Below are 18,818 nucleotides of genomic sequence, written 5' to 3' on the forward strand. Positions count from 1 at the left end.
CTTCACCACTCACTGTATAAACTGCCATCAAGGGCTGCTTCGTTTGAGGCGCTGGAGATATCAATGATCCCCTGCCTCTCATAGGACCGTTCAAGCACCCACTGCGTGCTGCTTTCAATCACGGGATCGTACGGCTCGGACCGCAGGTACTTTTCTTCTACCAGCTCGCTCAGTGTTGACGGATATCGCCCCTTATCGGTGTAGAAGTCGTCAAGGGCAAGTCGCGAGATTTGAAGTGTTTCCTTTAAGGCCGACTCTTTTGCCCGTACTACTGACTTGTAGACCACCGGTGCGGCCAGGCTCGCCATCAAAGCGATCATGGTAAGAACCACCAAAAGCTCGATCAGCGTAAATCCTGAGTGTTTTCTTCGACGATTCTGGACTGCTCTGAAAGCGGGTGAGCACATCATTACCAGTCCTTATAGTCGCTGCCATCCAAGGCAACACGGTGACTTTTTGACCTGATATCAAATACATCTTCTCCGCCCCACAAGGTCGAATCAGGATCATCCTGCGATGATCTCAATGCCCAGTGCTCTTCCGAGCTGGAAGTATCGTCATTGAACGGGTCGCGAGGAATTCGCCTCACGTACTTCTTTATGTCTTGGGAATTGTTTAGCGGTACGCCCTCCACCAGCACCGCCAGTGTCACGGGATAGCCATTGCGACTTGAGCTTTCATCAATTCGGGAAATGACTTCGCCCTGCCAATCGCTTTGAAACTGGTCGAGAGCTGTTCGGATCGTGCGCAGGCTTTCCCGCAACTCGTATTCCTTCTGCCGGACCACTGCTACCTCGGCAAATGGAATCGCTACGGAGGCGAGGATCCCCAGTATCGTCAGGGATACCAGCATCTCAACCAGCGAGAAACCTCTGACATATCGACTCTCCGCCGGCTTCAAGATAACAATATTCATTAGTTGATCGTGACCCGTCCGTTTCTTGCAATCCCACCCTGTTTGCCACCTCCTTCCGAGGTTAAAACCGGAGTCTTCAGTACAATAAAGCTCGTACCATTGCGAAGCGCCTTGAACGTCAATTCAATCACCCCGACGGCATCCAGCGCCCCCTGGAGGTCTGGATTCACATCCACCTCGATAGAAGCAGAGCCGCCCGTGGAATCCAAGTTCACTGCGACGTCTGTCGTATACGGTTGAATCACCTCGGCCCCAACAAACTCCAATATATTTGGATTAAACAAAATACCACTCGCTATTTGCCTGAGATCTTCCGGTGACGTCACCTGCAGCCTCAGTGTTACCTCGGCGCCGCTCGCGACCTCTTGTTTGTCCGGGGTTACTGACAGTACGGGGGAGGAATCATTGACGGGACGGGGCGCTTGGCCAACATCGTTCTGCGATGGAGTCAATTCCGGTGCGGGCGGTGCGTTGTGCGTATGCTCAGACCTGCGAACCTGGTCTCCCACCACCTTCGCCGATGACTCAGCGGTCAAACCACTATCGATTGACAGGTTTAATCGTTGGTCAGCCTCCATCTGATCGATGCTGGTAAATTTGGGGGCGCCAACTCTCAACCGATAAATAGCATCATTTGTAGGCGCATATGTCCGCTCAAGTGTTCCTGTCTCCATCTCAAGGTCATGCAAGACTTCATTCAGACGATTCTTTCGAATCACTCTTGGTGTTATCGTCAGGAGCACATCGGTTCTCCCTTCAGATGTGTCCGAGAACGAAAAGAGCTTTGCGAGAAACGAATCTCTTTCAATTCCCGGGAAGGTAGAAAACGACCGGCGCTCTTCTTCACGGATCAAACCACCCAACAGCACGCTTTCACCATCTTTGAGGACCATCATGGTTTCGGCATTCCTTGAGCCGATTCGAAAGGCCGGCTCCTCTGTCGTGCCAAGGTTCTCCCCCAAGGCACTCACTTCAAGCGATACTTCCAACGTGGTGTCATTATTGGGGTGGATCTGCGGCTTTACCGCTAGACGAATCCCGATCTCCTGATACTCGAACGTGGTTCGCGTCTGCCCCGTTGCATCAAGGATCGATGAACTTCTGAGGGGGACGCGGTCGCCAATATGGATTTTCGCCTGCTTTTGGTTTACCACCCGCACTTTGGGATTCGCCAGTATTTTTGCATCAACGTCTTGCTTCAATGCTTTCAATGAGACCGAAGGAATTGTCATTTCCGAATTTTCGTTAATAGAGCCCAATATCGACTCACTGATCGGAATAGAGTCTGTCGACAACCCTATCTGATAGCTGCCAAAATCCACGCCAGCTTGCCTGGAATTGCTCTTATTAATCTCAAGTATTTCGACATCGAGAAGGACTTGAGGCTGGGGGACGTCATTGATCGTAATTAACTGATCAACCAGCCCCATCACCTGCGGGCTTTCTCTTATCATTAGTAAATTACTAGATTCGTTAAGCGTTATGTTGCCTATATTCAAGACTGCTTTTAATATCGCAGCCATATCCTTCACGTTAATGAATTCTAGCTGAACGGCCCGCAGCATCAGTTCTTCGTACTGTGCACGTTTGTCCTTACTATCCGGATAGACCACGATGGTCTTGGAATCAACCACTTTGAAATAGTGTCTTGACATCTGAAGCATCAAATCGAGCGCCTGATAGAAATCAAGACTATCAATATCCAGAGTGACTGGCACATCTTTTACCGATTCATCAAAAATAACATTAATACCATAAGAGCGCGCAATGAACTCAATAGCTGAGCGTAACTCCAGTTTATTAAAATTAAGATCAATGGTATCCACTCTCCGGCTGGGGATCTGACGTTTCTTTATTCGCTTCAGCAGGGTCATGGCTTCGTCGTTACCAGGATCTAACCGGACCGACTGCTCCAGAGCGTCGATGGCAGCAACCACCTCTCCCTGTTCAATCAGCTTTATAGCGTTGTCATAGGCTGCTATGGAATCGGACAGATCTACCAGCTTTTCCTTAAGCTCTTTCAAGATGAGGCTTTCTGGCAGCTCCGCAAGACCTTCCGCTACAATGAGCGCTGCGGCATCATATCGAACTAAATTAATCATTTCCTGAGCTTTTCTGTTAATTTCCTGCTCTTTGAGAAACTCAGCTCGTTGCAATTCAAGCTTGAAAATCTGGTTCTGCGGATATTCCTCCACCATGCGTTGGTAGTAGGCCAAATCATGGTTGGTTGGCTGGCTTGCGCAACCACCAAGGCCGGACACCAGTCCGGTTACCAAAAGAACCAGCCAAATGCGGAGGCTCTTCATACTACTTTGTTGATACATAAACACCAGATTCATCAATACGTTCTATGAAATAACGACCACCTACCACATCGCCTACAGCCACGTAATAGGATCGGCCGTCGTATCTAATAAGAGCCATGGAGGCTTCAGCGCGCATACTCACACCAAGCAAATCAATATCCTTATATGAGCCAATATCCGCAACCTTTTCTTGGACGGTTTCGCTGGCCGGTGCTGGATCCTCCTCGACTCTTTCGGCATCATGTTCTGAGGAGCTTATTTCATCTGCATCCAGCCGGACAAAAATATCTCGCGTGGAACCACCACTACTGTCATCAGTGAGTGCCGGGGGGATTATCAACTCCGCAACTTCGTTATATGTTCGATACTCCGTCTGTCCTGCATCATTTTCCAACCAGTATTTCTTAATATTAAGAAGTATCAATACAAGTAGGACGATGGCTCCGAGACCGGCCTTAAGTCGATTTCTATTCGCCATTATTTCCACCCAAATATCGCACCTGGAGATCCAGGTCTCCCAATATTCTTGAACCTCGTGATTCGAGCTTCGCCCTATCAATCACGACAAAAAACTGGCTTTCCTTAATCAGGCTGATAAATCTACGCATTCCCTTATAATCAGAGGCCACTCGGACATTAATTTCTACGACCTCAAATTGCCCGTGAACCCGCGCAGGCGAGTATGACTGGGCGACTATCTCGACTCCTGATTCGCTAACAAAGCGTTCCATGTCGGCAGAAAATGCAACCGAACTGAATCTTCGCCCCAACATTGCACTCAAGGCTTCGAGGCGCACTTGAACATTTTCAAGCCTGGCCAACTGTCCCGAAAGCCTTTGCTGATACGAATACTGAGCTTTCACGTCATCCAGCTGACGTCTTAGTTGGTCATTTTCCGAAACAGACGAGGTATAAAGTGAAAAGTGAAAGGTAATTGCCGCCAACGAAATCACACAACAAATAAACAAGACCCTTCGAAACAGGGGATCCCGCAAGCAATTTTTTATTTCTCGATTCATAGGGCAGCCCTCAGTTCATAAATGACCTCATAGGGCGACTTGCCAGCGGTTTTCTTGGACAAGATTGAGAAGTTCAGCATTGCTTCAACGTCGCTGGATGTTATTGAAGATTCCAGCTCTCTTGGATAAACCGATTTCACATAGACCAGCGCGTGTTTTTTTCCTGCGTCGAAAATTACCCTTTCGACGACACTGTTCTGATCAATAGACTTCTCTAAACTATCCAGAACCGAATCAAGGCTCCGGCTGGAGCCATGAGCTGAACTCACAAGGTCCAATTTACTAACTGCGTCCAGGTACTTGCTTTCAAGTACCAATGTATCAGGAGATTCATTTCTCAATTTTTGATATCGGTCAATCTTTAGCTTGTTGCTGACAATCTCGGAATCGGCTAAATAATAAGAGGCCACTTCGAAGACAAACACCCCTGAAGTCAACACCGCCATAATTAGTACAAGTGCGGTAAAACGCTTGATGCCCAATCTGGGATCGCTATAGAAATGAGGAAACTCAGGTTTCATAACGTAATATCACATCAAGGATTTCGTTTCTTTGCTGGAGCTGTTCATTCTCGCCAAAGACAAAACGTTCAATCATTGAAACTGAGTATCGCTCCAACTCGGCTTCTTTCTGGTACAGCTCACACAACGCACCAAGCCCGGCTAGCAGAGCAACACCTGAGGCCGCCCGAATCGAGAAGCCGAATTCTGCGGCCAGTTCATTTATCTCCTCAGCTCTGGTCAGCTTGGCTGACCAACGACATGAGCGATAATGGGTGATCGCGCCATTTGCATTCACGCTCAAGAAAGACCAGAAGTCGTCCCAGAGAAAGATCAAGACCCTATTCGATAAAAGCGATGATAAGCTCTCGGGAGAACGCTGGAGCTCCGACAGGATGTAAAAGCCAAGAGGCAAAAGCATTTTCGGCTGGGCGCTGGCGCTTCGAACGAGATTCGAAACTTCTTGATAACGGTTTGACTTAAGCATCAGCGCAGACCTGGCATCGCTATCAGGCTGGCCGATCGCCACTTCGCAATCATGCTGAAGCTCACCTAGGTCCTGCTCAAGGCGCCATTTTATAAACTGCATAGCGGAGCTTTTCTTTTCAGGAAGCTTCGCAGACGGCAATATTCTGTAGCAGAATTCGTAATCAGGCAGTGCGACGTAACACGGAACCCCCTCTAACAGCTTTCGCTCCTCGGCGGACCAGGCGGCGCTTTGTTTGTCAGCCCCATTAATATCCAGCTCTCGGGCAAAGGCCCTTTCGTGCGGCTCAGGCAGAGTTTGATACTTGACCACCGCCTGTCGGCTCCCCAACACAAGGGCAAGGTTGCCCACATGCTTGCGGTGCATATAGTCCGAAGCCTTACTCAACAAACGTAACACGGTTTACCTCTTCCAAAGAGCTGAGGCCGATTTTGGCCGCGTTTAGCGCAGATCTGCGCAGTGTAAGTGCTCCGCAAAGATCTTTGGCGTTCAGCGCTTCATAAACCGACTGCCTCTCGAGTATTCGATGCCGGAGATCATCATTCAGCACCAGAACTTCGGCAATACTTGTTCGGCCCCGATACCCGGTGCCCCCACACTCCTCACATCCTGAAGCCGTAAAAAAGGGAACGTCGGTTTCTTCCGGCGTGAACCCCATTTCAATGAGATAGGTCGAATCGTAGTGGGTTTGGGCCTTACAGCTGGGACACAATACCCGGAGCAGCCGCTGCGCGACTACACAGTTCAATGAAGAGATAAAGTTGAAGATATCGATTCCCATATTCTGGAATCTCGAAATCACATCTATTGCGTTATTAGCGTGTACCGTAGAGAAAACCAAATGCCCGGTTAACGCAGACCTGACGGCTATGCTCGCCGTTTCAGCATCCCGAATTTCACCGACAAGAATTTTATCTGGATCATGGCGAAGAACGGATCTCAAACCGGAGGAAAAAGTAAGGCCCTTTTTCTCATTGACGGCGATCTGCATAACTCCATCAATCTGATACTCAACCGGATCTTCGATCGTGATGATTTTTTCTCTTCCAGAATTTATCTCGGTCAGTGCAGAGTATATGGTGGTGGTCTTTCCGCTACCGGTTGGGCCGGCAATGAGAATCATCCCGTAGGGCTCGTTGACTGCGCGCCGAACATATTTAAGCTGCTCTGGCTGAATTCCCAGGTTATCTAACTTAAGCTCCGAGGCCGATTGAGCGCCTGATAGGTTGTCCAATACTCGTACTACTGCATTTTCGCCGTACGTGGTTGGAATAACTGACAATCGGAAATCGATCTCCCTGCCCTGAACTTTGAGCTTGAAACGTCCATCTTGTGGGATTCTCTTTTCTGCAATATCCAGCTCCGCCATGACTTTCAGACGGGAAATCAATGAGGCATGGTAGGAACTGTCTAGCATTTCAGTGGCTGGGTAGAGTATGCCGTCTATCCGGTATTTCACTTCAATGCCGTATTCATACACTTCAAAATGGATGTCGGAAACCCGTTTTTTCAGGGCCGATATGATGGTTGTATTTATCAGCCGCACAACCGGGCTACTCGACAATTCGCCGAACTCCTCAAGCGAATAAGACTTGTTCTCTTTTCCGTCATCAAGCACAATTTCAAGTCGCATTCCATCAGTGACGTCTTTGAGTGCATCGTGCTTCTCGTTAAGAGTCGCCAATGTCTGGCGTATTGAGTCGGAATCCGCAACGCAAAATCGAACACGCTTTTGTGTATAGAATTCCAACAGGTGTTGTAACTTCAGGTCACGCGGATCTGAAAACGCTACTTCAACCACTCCATCAGTATCCGATACCGGGACGACCTGAAACCGATTGCATATCTCGAAGGGAAGGATGTCGAAGACTTGATGCGTAAGACCGGCGCTCCTTAGTTCCAGTTCTCTTACTCCCAGCTGGAATGCCAGGGCCTTACTGAGCTGGGACTTCGTGACCACCCCCCTTTCAACCAGAGCGGCCTCAAAGTCAGATGACGCCTCAAACTCACCAACATCGAAGTCAAAATTTGATTCGACATATTTGAGTTCAGACAAAGCGTCTAGAAGCGTCATTCGCTCTTTGACTCCCATTACTGAACCACCTCTGCGAGATAGAAAATCGGCAGATACATTGAGACAATAATGCCCCCCACAACAAACCCGATCAGCAGCATTAAAACAGGCTCAAAAAGGCTCATAATTACATCGAGCCGGTCTGTGAGCTCACTTTCATAATAATCAGCAACCTCTGACATCATGCCCGCGAGGTCACCGGCGCTCTCACCCGCCTCGATAAGCATCACGGCTTGCTCTGACATCAACTGCTGCTCAAGCATTGCTTTGTGTAGAGGAATACCTTCCATTACCCGCTCTCTAATATTGCGGAGCTGCGGGCCAGAAGACGTTTTCTCGAAACTTTCAGCCAAGCTATCCAGCGAGGCCACCAAAGGCATTCCTGATGACACCATAGTGGCCATGTTTCGGGAAATCTGGGCAAACCGACTATGCTGCACAATCCTTCCCGCCACCGGTATCTTCAGCTTCATGGCATCAAGCCGTTGTTGAAGGCCCACTTTCTCTTTCGTTAATTTCAAAAACAGACCAAATGACACCGCCATAGCCACAAGGGCACCCGCGAAGACCGGAAACGTCTCGGCGAGACCAAGAACAAGCCTTGTGGCATAGGGGAGCTCGGCATTGAAACTGTCGAAGAGTTCGGAAAAACTAGGAACGATGAAGACAAACAGAAAGCCCAGCACAACCACCAGCGTGACCACCAAAAAGACGGGATAGGCGATAGCCTTTTTCAGCGTGGACTGAAAGGTAATTCGACGGACCAGGTATGACTGATATTCGCTGAGCGCCTGGTATAACCCGCCGCCTTTTTCCGCCGTGCGAACATTACTCAGAAAAATCTCGTCAAACACATCAGGGTACTGTCCACACACATCCGCTAATGCCCCGCCATCCTTAAGTTTGGCTTCTATGTTTTCTAGAATGGCGCCGAAGGCCTTGCTGTGCCCTCGTTTTCTGGCGATCGCTATAGATTCAACCAGAGGCATTCCCGCCCTTAATAAAGACGCCAATTGCTTGGTAAACCCAAGAAATTCCTTGTCACTTACACGGACTTTTCGAGAAGCCGACAACACGTTCTGAGAGAGCTTTTCGACAAACAAGCTTCGAGATTCGAGCGCGGTCTGTGCTTCCGCCCGATTGGTGGCGTGCAGTGAGCCTTTTACAGGTTCACCCTCCCCATCAAGAGCCCTAAAAATGAACTCAGGCACCACTGCCCCGGAAGTTCGACAGTATAGGAGAGCTGCCCTTTGAACTAGAGAGCGAAAATTGAAGAGCAGTTTGCGAAGATACGCAGGAAGGATGCATCCACTGCATGCGAAGCCTTACATTAAAATCCGTTTAAGATTTGTTCATCTTACACCAAAGGCAATCCATCAATCCTTCGAATTTGACATTCTTTTACATTGGACGCCTGATTGTGAGCAGGCATTGTGATGGAGTGCAAACTTTCTGCCAGAACGCCTGACTTTCCCAGGCACACCATCTCCGTACCTTACCTCTGACTTGTCTCAAACTGCGGGTGCTCGGGTTTCGTTTGAGTGACTAACGTTCAGAAATCCGCGACAACCGCCATACCTCGCTCACAGCCACCTAGATAACCGGCACCAAACAGGTTGTAGTGATTCAGGTAATGGTAGAGGTTGTAGATCTCGCGCTTGGTGGTATAGACCTCCGAGCGAGGATAAACACTGTCATAAGCGCGATAGAAGGCCGCACCGAAGCCTCCAAACATTTCTGTCATGGCAATATCCGCTTCCCGATCGCCCTGATAGACCGCAGGGTCAATCAGCCAGGGGCCGTCGTGATCGAACAACACATTGCCACGCCACAAATCACCATGCAGAAGGCTGGGGTGCTTGCAGTGACTGTCCAGCCAGCGGGTAAGCGCAGCGCTACTTTGGTCAACAACGCGTTGAAATCTTTCTCTAATAACCGGATCAGCAATCCGGCTGACCTGATACCGGAGTCGATAGTCGACAAAGAACTGCCCCCAGGATTCCGTTAGCCCGTTGGGCTGTGGTGACAGACCGATATAATTATCCCGGCCCCAGCCGTAGTGTTCCCGCTCTTGCTGGTGAAGTCGGGCCAGGCCCTCACCGAGCAGGGCCTGGCCCCTTTCGTCCGGAGCAACCGACACGATCTGGGTCATCACCAGCTTGTACTGATCGACCTCAGCCACTTGCGGAATTCTCAGATGCTCCACACCAACCTGCACCAACACTTCGCGAAGGCTTTCCAGCCCCTCCGCCTCACAGGTTAATGCATCGGCAAAGCCGGTGGTGTTGGTTTTGACAAACATAACGTCGCCCTATTGCTGCTGGCGCAGCAAGGCATTCACAGTAAAGGTATACGGCGCATCCACACCCAGTTGCGCACACCGGCGCAGCACGGCCCCGGCGATGCTGTCCAGCTCCAGCGGACGGCCTTTTTCGTTGTCCACCAGCATGGAGGTTTTGATGGCGTTGAAGTTGCTGATCAGCTCGAACATGTCATCCAGGTCTTGCCGTGTCAGGTTCACCCCGTCTGCTTCCGATGCCTTAACCGTTTCCGCCATCATGCCGTAGACCACTTTGCCGAACTCCGGGTGATGAGTCAGGCTGCGGGTATCCAGATGAGTGAGCGCTGACAACGGATTAACTCCATTGTTGATGACCAGCTTGCGCCAGAGTTCGTACCGGATGTTTTCCGATACGGTGGTGGGAATGCCCGCCTCGTTAAAAGCCAACGCCAAAGTCTTGAGCAGTTCCACTCGTAGGTCGTCAGTTTTTGGTATGGGCCAGGCGCCTATCACGATCTGGGCCACGCCTTCGGCGAACACCTTGCCCGGCTCGGTTATGTGGCCGCCAATGCGCACCGCAAGGCCGCCGAGCACACGTTCTTCGCCCACCACCTCGGCAATCAGGGGTTCATTATCAATACCATTCTGGAGAGACAGCACCGGAACGGAGCCTGCACACAGCCAGTCAGAAAGCTCCGTCATCACGGCACCGGTCGCCGTCGATTTGAGGGCAATGGCAACCAGATCAAAATCATTCGGGTGGTAATCCCGAATGAGCTCCTGATGATCGCAGGCCGGGAGGCGATGCTGGAGAACCTGCCCTTGATAATCTACGGTCAGGCCTTTTGCTCTCAATGCCTCAAGGTGATCGCCACGGGCCGTCAGCACAACCTGGTGACCGGCGTCAGCCAACCTTGCGGCGTAGTAACCTCCGATGCCACCAGCACCGATCATCAGAATCTTCAAAGCAACCACGGCAACCTCGATCAGTCAGGGCGTTGGTCAGAGAGCGTTCAGGGACAGCAGCCCAGAGTATATCAGGCCCGCAGCGCCGTCAGCTCGCGACCCCAATACAGCGGCTCGCCGCTATCTCATCCAGCCAAATCCGGACAGCATCTGTGCCGCATTGTTCATTCCACTGCTGAACATCCGTTGGGGAAACTGCGAGCCCCCCAGGGTAAACGCGGCATTGAGCAGGCACACCGTCGGGTCATCCAGGCGATTATTCTGGGCGGAGCCCGCAGCATCTCCCTTGAACGACATCACGGCCCCCCACTGCTGATCCTGTGCCCAGGCACTGAGCAACTCCCTTAAATGCCGGTCGTGCAGGGAAATACCATCTGCCTCTTTATGGCAGGCCTTGTCATCAAGGCAGATTAAAAGGACATCCTGTTCCCGAAGCACCTCCAGACACCGCCCGACTCGCCGATATTCAAGCTCACTCATACCGGTATTAAGGATCAGCTCCGTTAACTCCCCGGGCTCCTCTGCCAGAAGCACCCGGAACAACTGGTGCCGGCTTACGACATCCCGTGAATGCACTTCCGGCTCAAAGCCCTGGTCTGAGAGCAGCGTCTTTATCCTGCCAGCGGTGGAGCCGTTGCCTTTAAGCTGCAGGATTTCCGGGGCTTTTTGATCGGCACGGGAGCTGATCACCACCACGCTCTTGTACTGCTTGCCCCAGATCATCCGGGCAGGCCCGGAACAGGTCTGTTCCCGGGACTGGATGCTGTCAGCGTCACAGGAGACAAATAACACCGGAAGTTTTGTCATGTGTCTTCTCCTAATAAGACGGCGAAATTGCCGGGGCTTATCGCCCCAGTTTTTTTGCTGACTGCCCGCCGATGCCGAAATGTTGCTTCGGCATTTCGTTGAGAATGACACGAACACTTTCAACCGGCGCGCCGAGGGAACGGACAATGGCGTCTGTCACCTCGTGGATCAGCATCTCCTTTTGCTCGTCCGTACGGCCTTCCAGAATGTTGATTTGAGCAACGGGCATAAAACCTCCTTATGCGAACCGGGCCGTGACCGTTCCCAGGCCCTGGTAGCGAACGCTGATGTTGTCACCGGCTTCCACCGTAATCGCCGCGGTGATGCCACCGGTCATGATGAAGGTGCCGGCCGGGATGTGCTCACCGCGCTCAGCCAGCAGGTTGGCCAGCATGGCCACACTGGACGCCGGATGGCCCAGCACCGCAGCACCGGCGCCGACGTCCACAATCTCACCGTTCTTCTCGACTACTACCCCGAGAGTTTTCAGGTCCAGGTCGGCCACGTTGGCCATGGTGCCACCGGTGATAAAACGGCTGGATGAGGCGTTATCGGCCACCACGCTCACCAGGTCGAACTTGAAGTTCTCGTAACGGGAGTCGATCACTTCCACCGCCGGGATCACAAAATCCGTCGCCGCCAGTACGTCACCGATATGACAGCCCGGGCCGTGCAACGGCGCCTTGGTCACGAAGGCGATCTCGGCTTCGATTTTCGGGTGGATCAGCTCTTTGGTGTTGACCACACCGCCGTCCGGTACGCTGAAGTAATCCGCCAGGAAGCCGTAGATGGGGGTTTCCACACCCATCTGAGCCATCTTGGCCCAGGACGTGAGGCCCATCTTCATGCCCACCACCTTGTTACCACGGGCCTCCTTACGACGGCGGATTTCCCACTGCACGTCGTAGGCGTCTTCGAAGGTCATGTCCGGATAATCATTGGTGACCTTGGTGATATCGTGGGCGTTCAGTTCGGCATTTTCTACGTGCTCAGCCAGGGCCAGCATCTGGTCATTGCTCAGGGTCTTGCTCATGCTTTTTGCTCCTCTTGCGCCTTCAACAGGTCCAGCGCCACGTCCACGATCATGTCTTCCTGGCCACCCACCATCCGGCGTTTGCCCAGTTCAACGAGAATATCCACCGTCTTCAGGCCATACTTCTGCGCCGCCACTTCGGAATGGCGCAGGAAGCTGGAGTACACACCGGCGTAGCCCAGGGCCAATGTTTCACGGTCGACTCTTACCGGGCGGTCTTGCAACGGGCGCACGATGTCGTCGGCGGCGTCCATCAGCGCGTACACGTCCGTGCCGTGGTTCCAGCCCAGCTTGTCGAAGGCGGCAATGCACACTTCCAGCGGGGCGTTGCCAGCGCCGGCACCCATGCCGGAGAGGCTGGCGTCGATGCGGTCACAGCCTTCTTCCACCGCCACCATGGAGTTGGCCACACCCAGCGCCAGGTTGTGGTGGGCGTGGATGCCGGTCTGGGTTTCCGGCTTGAGTACGTCTTTCAGGGCGCGGAAGCGGTCACGAATATCGTTCATGTTCATGGCGCCGCCGGAGTCGACCACATAGAGGCAGGTGGCGCCGTAGTCTTCCATCAGCTTGGCTTGTTCGGCCAGGCCCTGCGGGGTCTGCATATGGCTCATCATCAGGAAGCCGACGGTGTCCATGCCCAGCTTTCTTGCGTGCTCGATGTGCTGTTTGGAGACATCGGCTTCGGTGCAGTGAGTGGCGACACGAACAATGCGGGCACCGGCTTTGTAGGCGTTGTCCAGGTCGTGGACGGTACCGATACCGGGCAGCAGCAAGGTGGCAATCTGGGCGTGTTCCACCACTTCGGCCACGGCTTCGATCCACTCCAGGTCGGTGTGGGCGCCAAAGCCATAGTTAAAGCTGGAGCCTTGCAGGCCGTCGCCGTGGGCGACTTCAATGCTGTCGACTTTCGCCTTGTCCAGGGCCCGTGCGATGTCCTGCACGTTCTTGATGGAGTACTGGTGACGAATGGCGTGGCTGCCGTCTCGCAGGGTCACGTCGGAGATGTAGAGTTTTTTACCGGGGTTAAAGGTCATGGTTCGGTCCTCCTCAGTTGACCAGCGATTCGGCGATGCGCTCGGCGGTACCGAGGGCGGCGGAGGTCATGATGTCCAGGTTGCCGGCGTAGGCGGGCAGGTAATGGGCCGCACCTTCCACTTCCAGGAAGATGGAGGTTTTCAAGCCACTGAAGCGGCCGAGACCCGGGACGTTCATGGGCTGGTCTTCAGGAATGAGGTCGAACTGGACTTTCTGCTTGAGGCGGTAGCCCGGCACGTAGGACGACACGGCTTGCACCATTTCTTCGACGGAGGCTTCCACTTCCGCCTGATCAGCAGCGTCAGACAGCACGTAGACGGTGTCACGCATCAGCAAGGGCGGCTCAGCCGGGTTCAGGATGATGATGGCCTTGCCCTTCTGGGCGCCACCGACCACTTCGATGGCCTTGGAGGTGGTTTCGGTGAACTCGTCGATGTTGGCGCGGGTGCCGGGGCCGGCTGATTTCGAAGAAATAGACGCTACGATTTCGGCGTAGTGAACCTTGGCGACGCGAGAAACAGCAGCCACCATCGGGATGGTGGCCTGGCCACCGCAGGTGACCATGTTCACGTTACCTTCATTAAGGTTCTGTTCCAGGTTCACCACCGGGACGCAGTAGGGGCCGATGGCTGCCGGCGTCAGGTCGATGATCTTCAGGCTTTCCTTATGGCCACGCAGGAACACTTCGTTGTGCCTGTGGGCGCCGGCGGAAGTGGCATCAAACACGATGTCGATGTCGGCAAATTCCGGCATCTTCACCAGGCCGTCCACGCCTTCGTGGGTGGTGGCTACGCCCATGCGGTTGGCGCGGGCCAGGCCATCGGATTCCGGGTCGATACCGACCATGGCGCCCATTTCGATGTGCTGGCCGTTACGCAGGATCTTGATCATCAGGTCGGTGCCGATGTTGCCCGAGCCGATGATGGCGGCTTTCAGTTTTTTGCTCATAATCTTGTCCTCAATGGGTACGGATCAGACAAAGCGCACAGACGCGCTGCCAATCCCGCCAATGTCCACACGCATGGTGTCACCGGCTTTCACCGGCTCCAGCGGTACCAGGGAGCCCGACAGGATGACTTCACCTGCCTTCAGGGAAATACCGAATTCGCCCAGGGTGTTGGCCAGCCAGGCCACGCAGTTCACCGGGGAACTCAACGCCGCTGCGCCGGCGCCGGTGCTGATAATGGAACCGTTCTTCTCCACCACCATGCCGCAGGTCACCAGATCGATATCCCGGGGAGAGACTGCGTTGTCGCCCAACACAAACAGGCCACAGGAGGCGTTGTCGGCGATGGTGTCCTGAATGGCGATCTTCCAGTCCTGGATGCGGGAATCGACAATCTCGAAACAGGGCATCACACACTCGGTGGCCGCCAGCACGTCGGCGTTGGTCACGCCCGGGCCGGTCAGGTCTTTCTTCAGGATGAAGGCAATTTCGCCTTCGGCACGTGGGGCAATCAGTCGGTCGCTGATGGGCACCACTTCACCGCTGTTGAACACCATGTCGTCGGTCAGGTAACCGAAATCCGGCTGGTGTACGTTCAGCATGTTCATCACCGCCTTGCTGGTGACGCCAATCTTCTTGCCGATCACCCGGGCACCGGCCTGCTGCCGACGCTCGAGCATGCGCAGAGAGATGTGGTAGGCATCGTCGATGCTGATGTCTTCGCCGCGGCCGGTCAGGGGCGAAACCGCTTCCCGCTTGACCATGGCTTCATAGAGTTCGTCGCCGAACTGCTGGATCTTCTGCTTATCCATTACTTGTCTCCGGCAGCGGCCTGATCCGCTTCGTTCAGGAAATCGTTGACCAACCGGGCGAACCGGTCAGCGTGTTCAATCTGGGTCCAGTGGCCGCAGCGGCCGAACACGTGCAGCTGGGCACGATCAATCAGCTCAGCCAGCTTGTAGGAGGCGTCCAGTGGAATGACTTCGTCTTCGCGGCCGTGGATGATCAGGGTTTCGTGTTGCAGGGCGCGGATGTCGTCCTCGTTGCTGGCCAGTCCATCCACCCAGCGCTGACGAGGTGCCGGGAACATGGCCGCAAAGGATTCCTGGAAGCCGGGGCGAACGCTGGCCTGATACCGCATCTCCGCCAGCTCGTCGGTCAGCAGCCCCTTATTGAAGGCAAACACATCCATCAACCGACGCATGGCGTCCAGTGACGGCTGGTAACCCCAGACTTCGTCCAACCCCTTGGTGATCGGGAAGCTGACACCTACAGACCCCATCAACACCAACCGGCGAACCCGTTGCGGGTGTTCGATAGCGAGGGCCAGAGCGAGACCACCACCAAAGGAGTTACCCACCAGGTCCACCTGTTCCAGGCCCAGTTCATCCAGCACACCGATGGCGTGTTTAACCCAGCGTTCACGGTTGTAGACCTGGTCTTCGGGGCGTTCGCTGTAGCCGAAGCCCAGCATGTCCGGGGCGATCACCCGGCGATGCTTGGCCAGCTCGGGAATCACCAGGTGCCAGTTGGCCCAGGCGGTCACGCCGGGGCCGGAGCCGTGGATCATCATCAGCGGAAATCCGCCTTTGCCGTGATCATGCAGGTTGGTCCGGTAGCCGGCGGCGGTGATCTCGCGCCCGATTTCCGGGCTGTCTACAGGTGCGTTCATGGCTACCTCACAGTTTGATGCAGACGTTCTTCATTTCGGTGTAGAACTCCAGGGAGTGCACACCGCCCTCGCGGCCAATACCAGACTGCTTGCTGCCACCAAACGGTGTGCGCAAGTCCCGCAGGAACCAGCTGTTCACCCAGATGATGCCCGCCTCAATCTGACCCGCCACACGGTGGGCACGGCTCACGTTCTCGGTCCAGATCGCAGACGCCAGGCCGTAAGGCAGGCTGTTGGCCAGCTCGATGGCTTCTTCTTCACTGTCGAACGGGCGAATGTGGCAGCAGGGGCCGAAGATTTCGTCGGTAATCACCGCCGAATCGTCCGGCAAGCCGGTCCAGATCGTGGGCTGCACCCAGGCGCCACCAGCGTACTCTTCCGGCATGTCGGGCACACCGCCACCGGTCACCACCGTGGCGCCGTCGTCCACCGCTTTCTGGTAGTAGGACAGCACCTTTTCACGGTGCTTCAGGCTGACCAGCGGGCCGAAATTGGCCTTGTCGTCATCGGGCGGTCCGATACGCAGCTTTTCTGCTTCCGCTTTCAGGCGGGAGACAAACTCGTCAAAGATGGAACGTTCCACATAGACTCGTTCGGTGCCCAGGCACACCTGGCCACAGTTGACGAATGCAGAGCGCATGGTGCCTTCGATGGCCTTGTCCATATCGCAGTCGGCAAACACCAGGCCGGCGTTCTTGCCACCCAGTTCCAGGGAGATATCCCGGATGCCCTTGGCGGCCGCCTTCATGATCACTTCGCCAGTGCTGGTTTCACCGGTGAAGGTGAAGCCGTCCACATCCGGGTGGGCCGTGAGGAAAGCCCCGGCGGAATCACCACCGAAGCCGTGCACCACGTTGTACACGCCATCCGGCACGCCGGCTTCCTTCATCACCTCACCCAGCAGGGCAGTGGTGGTCGGGGTCTCTTCAGACGGCTTGACCACCACGGTGTTACCGCAGGCCAATGCAGGGCCCACTTTCCAGGTCATCAGCAGCAACGGCAGGTTCCAGGGGCTGATCACACCGATCACGCCCTTGGGACGGCGCACGGCGTAGTTCAGCGCGCCGCTGCCATCGGGCGTGGCCATTTCAAAGGATTCTGCCGCCACGTTTTTGACCATGTCGGCGAACACCTTGAAGTTGGCGGCACCCCGGGGGATGTCGATGTGGCTGGCCATGGACTTGGGCTTACCGGTGTCCAGGCACTCCGCCTCCAGAAACTCGTCAAAGCGGTCGTTAATGCCGTCGGCCACCTTGTGCAGAATCCGGGTGCGCTCATCCAGGGTCATCTTGCCCCAAGGGCCTTTCAAAGCGGCTCTGGCCGCTTTGACGGCCGCATCCACTTCATCGCGGCCAGCCTCGTGAACCTTGGCAATCACCTTGCCGTTCACCGGGTTGACGTTGTCAAACAGCTTTCCGTTGGCGGAGCCGACGTATTGGCCGTTGATGTAGTGTTTGATCTCTTTCATTGCTGCCTAGTCCTGTAAAGTTGAATCCTGTTTGGGCGTTCTCAGATCAGGTCAACACCGTCAAGAAACGCTCGTTCAGTACCCGGTCGTGGTAGAAAATGGCCTTACCAAGTTGTTCGGCCTGCCAGGTGACTGGTTTGTGGTCCGGGTAGAAGTAATCGCCGCCACAGAACACTTCGTTGCGATTGCCGGACGGGTCAAAGAAGTAAATGGTCTTGCCGTGGGTCAGGCCGTGACGGGTCGGGCCGATATCGATGGATGTATCGGTCATGGAGATCAGGTCTGCCGCCCGCAGCACGTCTTCCCAGGTTTCAAGGAAGAAAGACGCGTGGTGGAACTTGGCCTTCTCTTCATGGTGAATGAAGGCAATGTCGTGCTCTTTCATGGACACGGTCAGGAACTGGGCGATCCGGGTGCCTTCCGGGTCGAGCACCTGCTCGGCCAGATCGAATCCCAGAACATTCACGAAGATGTCGTAAACGGCGGCAAGCTCCGGCCCATAAAACAGGCAATGGTCGAAGCGCACGGCCTTCATCCCTTGCAGGCCGCGAGGCCAGGCTTCCGGGTTGACGCTGGAAACGCCCCACTTGCCGGTGTACTTCTTGTCGGCATAGAGTTCAAAGGCATGGCCGGAAGGCACGGCGAAACGAACGCGGCGGCCGCAATCCTTCAGTTCTTCCGCCGGCACCTGCTCCACCTCAACACCGTAGGCCACCAGGTCTTTTTCCAGGTTGACCAGGGTGTCTTCGTCCACCACCTTGAAGCCCATGAAGTCGCAGCCCGGCTCATCTGCCTCACGCAGTACCAGGGAGAACTTGTCTACCTCGGTCCAGGCTTTCAGGTACACCCGGCCCTGGTCGTCACGATCGGTTTCGATCATGCCCAGCAGCTCGGTGTAGTGTTTGACGGCTTCGCCCATATCGAGAACCCGGATCTGAACGTGGCCGGGACGCATTACACCTTTTTTCATGACAATCACCTCAACGGTTTTGTTGTTGTTTGCTTCGCAAGCGCCGCCTCAGGCAGAGGCACACACTCGATGGTCAAGTCGGTCCGCGGGTAGATCCGGCAAGCCAGGACCTCCCCTTTTTCAACGGCTTCAGGAGGGGCATGCACCTTGCTCATCTTGCCGCACTCGAAATCCCCCTCCAGAACCCGGATCTTGCAAAAGCCGCAGCCACCGCCCCGGCAGCCCACGGGCACACACTTCATACCCAGCTGTTCCATAGCCTTGAGCACGCTCTGGCCTTCCTGGCAGGTGAAGTGGTCACCCGTTGTGCGGTTGAACACCTGGAACCCGGCCATACC

General features: G+C 54.5%; 21 protein-coding genes. All 21 read right to left on the reverse strand.

Going from position 1 to position 18,818, the window contains the following annotated elements; all coding sequences use genetic code 11:
* Positions 1-2: 2 nt before the first annotated feature.
* On the reverse strand, positions 3-410 hold the full coding sequence (locus tag J122_RS22490; protein ID WP_061332448.1) for a type II secretion system protein: 408 nt from the start codon (positions 408-410) through the stop codon (positions 3-5).
* Positions 410-916 (reverse strand): type II secretion system protein, encoded by a 507-nt coding sequence (locus tag J122_RS11495; RefSeq protein WP_061332449.1) that lies wholly within the window; start codon positions 914-916, stop codon positions 410-412. The genes J122_RS22490 and J122_RS11495 overlap by 1 nt, the downstream gene beginning before the upstream one ends.
* Complete coding sequence (locus J122_RS11500; protein ID WP_082780575.1) at positions 916-3,255, reverse strand: secretin N-terminal domain-containing protein; 2,340 nt, start codon at positions 3,253-3,255, stop codon at positions 916-918. Before J122_RS11500 ends, J122_RS11495 begins: the two co-directional genes overlap by 1 nt.
* Complete coding sequence (locus J122_RS11505; RefSeq protein ID WP_061332451.1) at positions 3,224-3,700, reverse strand: hypothetical protein; 477 nt, start codon at positions 3,698-3,700, stop codon at positions 3,224-3,226. Before J122_RS11505 ends, J122_RS11500 begins: the two co-directional genes overlap by 32 nt.
* On the reverse strand, positions 3,690-4,241 hold the full coding sequence (locus tag J122_RS11510; protein WP_061332452.1) for a GspMb/PilO family protein: 552 nt from the start codon (positions 4,239-4,241) through the stop codon (positions 3,690-3,692). The genes J122_RS11505 and J122_RS11510 overlap by 11 nt, the downstream gene beginning before the upstream one ends.
* Positions 4,238-4,762 carry a hypothetical protein gene (locus J122_RS11515; protein ID WP_061332453.1) on the reverse strand — a complete coding sequence of 175 codons (525 nt, stop codon included), beginning with the start codon at positions 4,760-4,762 and terminating at the stop codon, positions 4,238-4,240. The genes J122_RS11510 and J122_RS11515 overlap by 4 nt, the downstream gene beginning before the upstream one ends.
* On the reverse strand, positions 4,752-5,627 hold the full coding sequence (locus tag J122_RS11520; protein ID WP_156471752.1) for a hypothetical protein: 876 nt from the start codon (positions 5,625-5,627) through the stop codon (positions 4,752-4,754). The genes J122_RS11515 and J122_RS11520 overlap by 11 nt, the downstream gene beginning before the upstream one ends.
* Positions 5,608-7,302: a GspE/PulE family protein gene (locus J122_RS11525; RefSeq protein WP_197463844.1), complete on the reverse strand. Its 1,695-nt coding sequence runs from the start codon at positions 7,300-7,302 to the stop codon at positions 5,608-5,610. The genes J122_RS11520 and J122_RS11525 overlap by 20 nt, the downstream gene beginning before the upstream one ends.
* A 17-nt stretch (positions 7,303-7,319) precedes the next feature.
* A complete protein-coding gene (locus tag J122_RS11530; protein ID WP_061332456.1) occupies positions 7,320-8,513 on the reverse strand; it encodes a type II secretion system F family protein in 1,194 nt (397 codons plus the stop codon).
* Between the two features lie 341 nt (positions 8,514-8,854).
* Positions 8,855-9,604 carry a fructosamine kinase family protein gene (locus J122_RS11535; protein WP_061332457.1) on the reverse strand — a complete coding sequence of 250 codons (750 nt, stop codon included), beginning with the start codon at positions 9,602-9,604 and terminating at the stop codon, positions 8,855-8,857.
* A 9-nt stretch (positions 9,605-9,613) separates the two neighbouring features.
* Positions 9,614-10,558 (reverse strand): ketopantoate reductase family protein, encoded by a 945-nt coding sequence (locus tag J122_RS11540; protein ID WP_227510180.1) that lies wholly within the window; start codon positions 10,556-10,558, stop codon positions 9,614-9,616.
* 111 nt (positions 10,559-10,669) lie between these two features.
* Positions 10,670-11,356 carry a hypothetical protein gene (locus J122_RS11545; RefSeq protein WP_061332458.1) on the reverse strand — a complete coding sequence of 229 codons (687 nt, stop codon included), beginning with the start codon at positions 11,354-11,356 and terminating at the stop codon, positions 10,670-10,672.
* Between the two features lie 37 nt (positions 11,357-11,393).
* Positions 11,394-11,585 (reverse strand): 2-hydroxymuconate tautomerase, encoded by a 192-nt coding sequence (locus tag J122_RS11550; protein ID WP_027951160.1) that lies wholly within the window; start codon positions 11,583-11,585, stop codon positions 11,394-11,396.
* Between the two features lie 9 nt (positions 11,586-11,594).
* Positions 11,595-12,389, reverse strand: coding sequence for a 2-oxo-3-hexenedioate decarboxylase (gene dmpH / locus J122_RS11555; RefSeq protein ID WP_061332459.1), 795 nt, complete (start codon positions 12,387-12,389; stop codon positions 11,595-11,597).
* Positions 12,386-13,423 carry a 4-hydroxy-2-oxovalerate aldolase gene (gene dmpG / locus J122_RS11560; protein ID WP_061332460.1) on the reverse strand — a complete coding sequence of 346 codons (1,038 nt, stop codon included), beginning with the start codon at positions 13,421-13,423 and terminating at the stop codon, positions 12,386-12,388. Before dmpG ends, dmpH begins: the two co-directional genes overlap by 4 nt.
* 13 nt (positions 13,424-13,436) lie before the next feature.
* Positions 13,437-14,372 carry an acetaldehyde dehydrogenase (acetylating) gene (locus tag J122_RS11565; protein WP_061332461.1) on the reverse strand — a complete coding sequence of 312 codons (936 nt, stop codon included), beginning with the start codon at positions 14,370-14,372 and terminating at the stop codon, positions 13,437-13,439.
* A 24-nt stretch (positions 14,373-14,396) separates the two neighbouring features.
* Positions 14,397-15,182 (reverse strand): 2-oxopent-4-enoate hydratase, encoded by a 786-nt coding sequence (gene dmpE / locus J122_RS11570; protein WP_061332462.1) that lies wholly within the window; start codon positions 15,180-15,182, stop codon positions 14,397-14,399.
* A complete protein-coding gene (locus J122_RS11575; RefSeq protein ID WP_061332463.1) occupies positions 15,182-16,042 on the reverse strand; it encodes an alpha/beta fold hydrolase in 861 nt (286 codons plus the stop codon). The genes dmpE and J122_RS11575 overlap by 1 nt, the downstream gene beginning before the upstream one ends.
* A gap of 7 nt (positions 16,043-16,049) precedes the next feature.
* Positions 16,050-17,510: a 2-hydroxymuconic semialdehyde dehydrogenase gene (locus tag J122_RS11580; RefSeq protein ID WP_061332464.1), complete on the reverse strand. Its 1,461-nt coding sequence runs from the start codon at positions 17,508-17,510 to the stop codon at positions 16,050-16,052.
* Between the two features lie 46 nt (positions 17,511-17,556).
* Positions 17,557-18,480, reverse strand: coding sequence for a catechol 2,3-dioxygenase (locus tag J122_RS11585; RefSeq protein WP_061332465.1), 924 nt, complete (start codon positions 18,478-18,480; stop codon positions 17,557-17,559).
* Positions 18,481-18,485: 5 nt separating this feature from the next.
* The gene (locus J122_RS11590; RefSeq protein WP_061332466.1) at positions 18,486-18,815 is read right to left on the reverse strand and encodes a 2Fe-2S iron-sulfur cluster binding domain-containing protein; all 330 of its coding nucleotides are present in this window, start codon (positions 18,813-18,815) and stop codon (positions 18,486-18,488) included.
* Positions 18,816-18,818: the final 3 nt, after the last annotated feature.

It is taken from the genome of Marinobacter excellens LAMA 842 (assembly GCF_001574445.1).
Lineage (GTDB): Bacteria > Pseudomonadota > Gammaproteobacteria > Pseudomonadales > Oleiphilaceae > Marinobacter > Marinobacter shengliensis.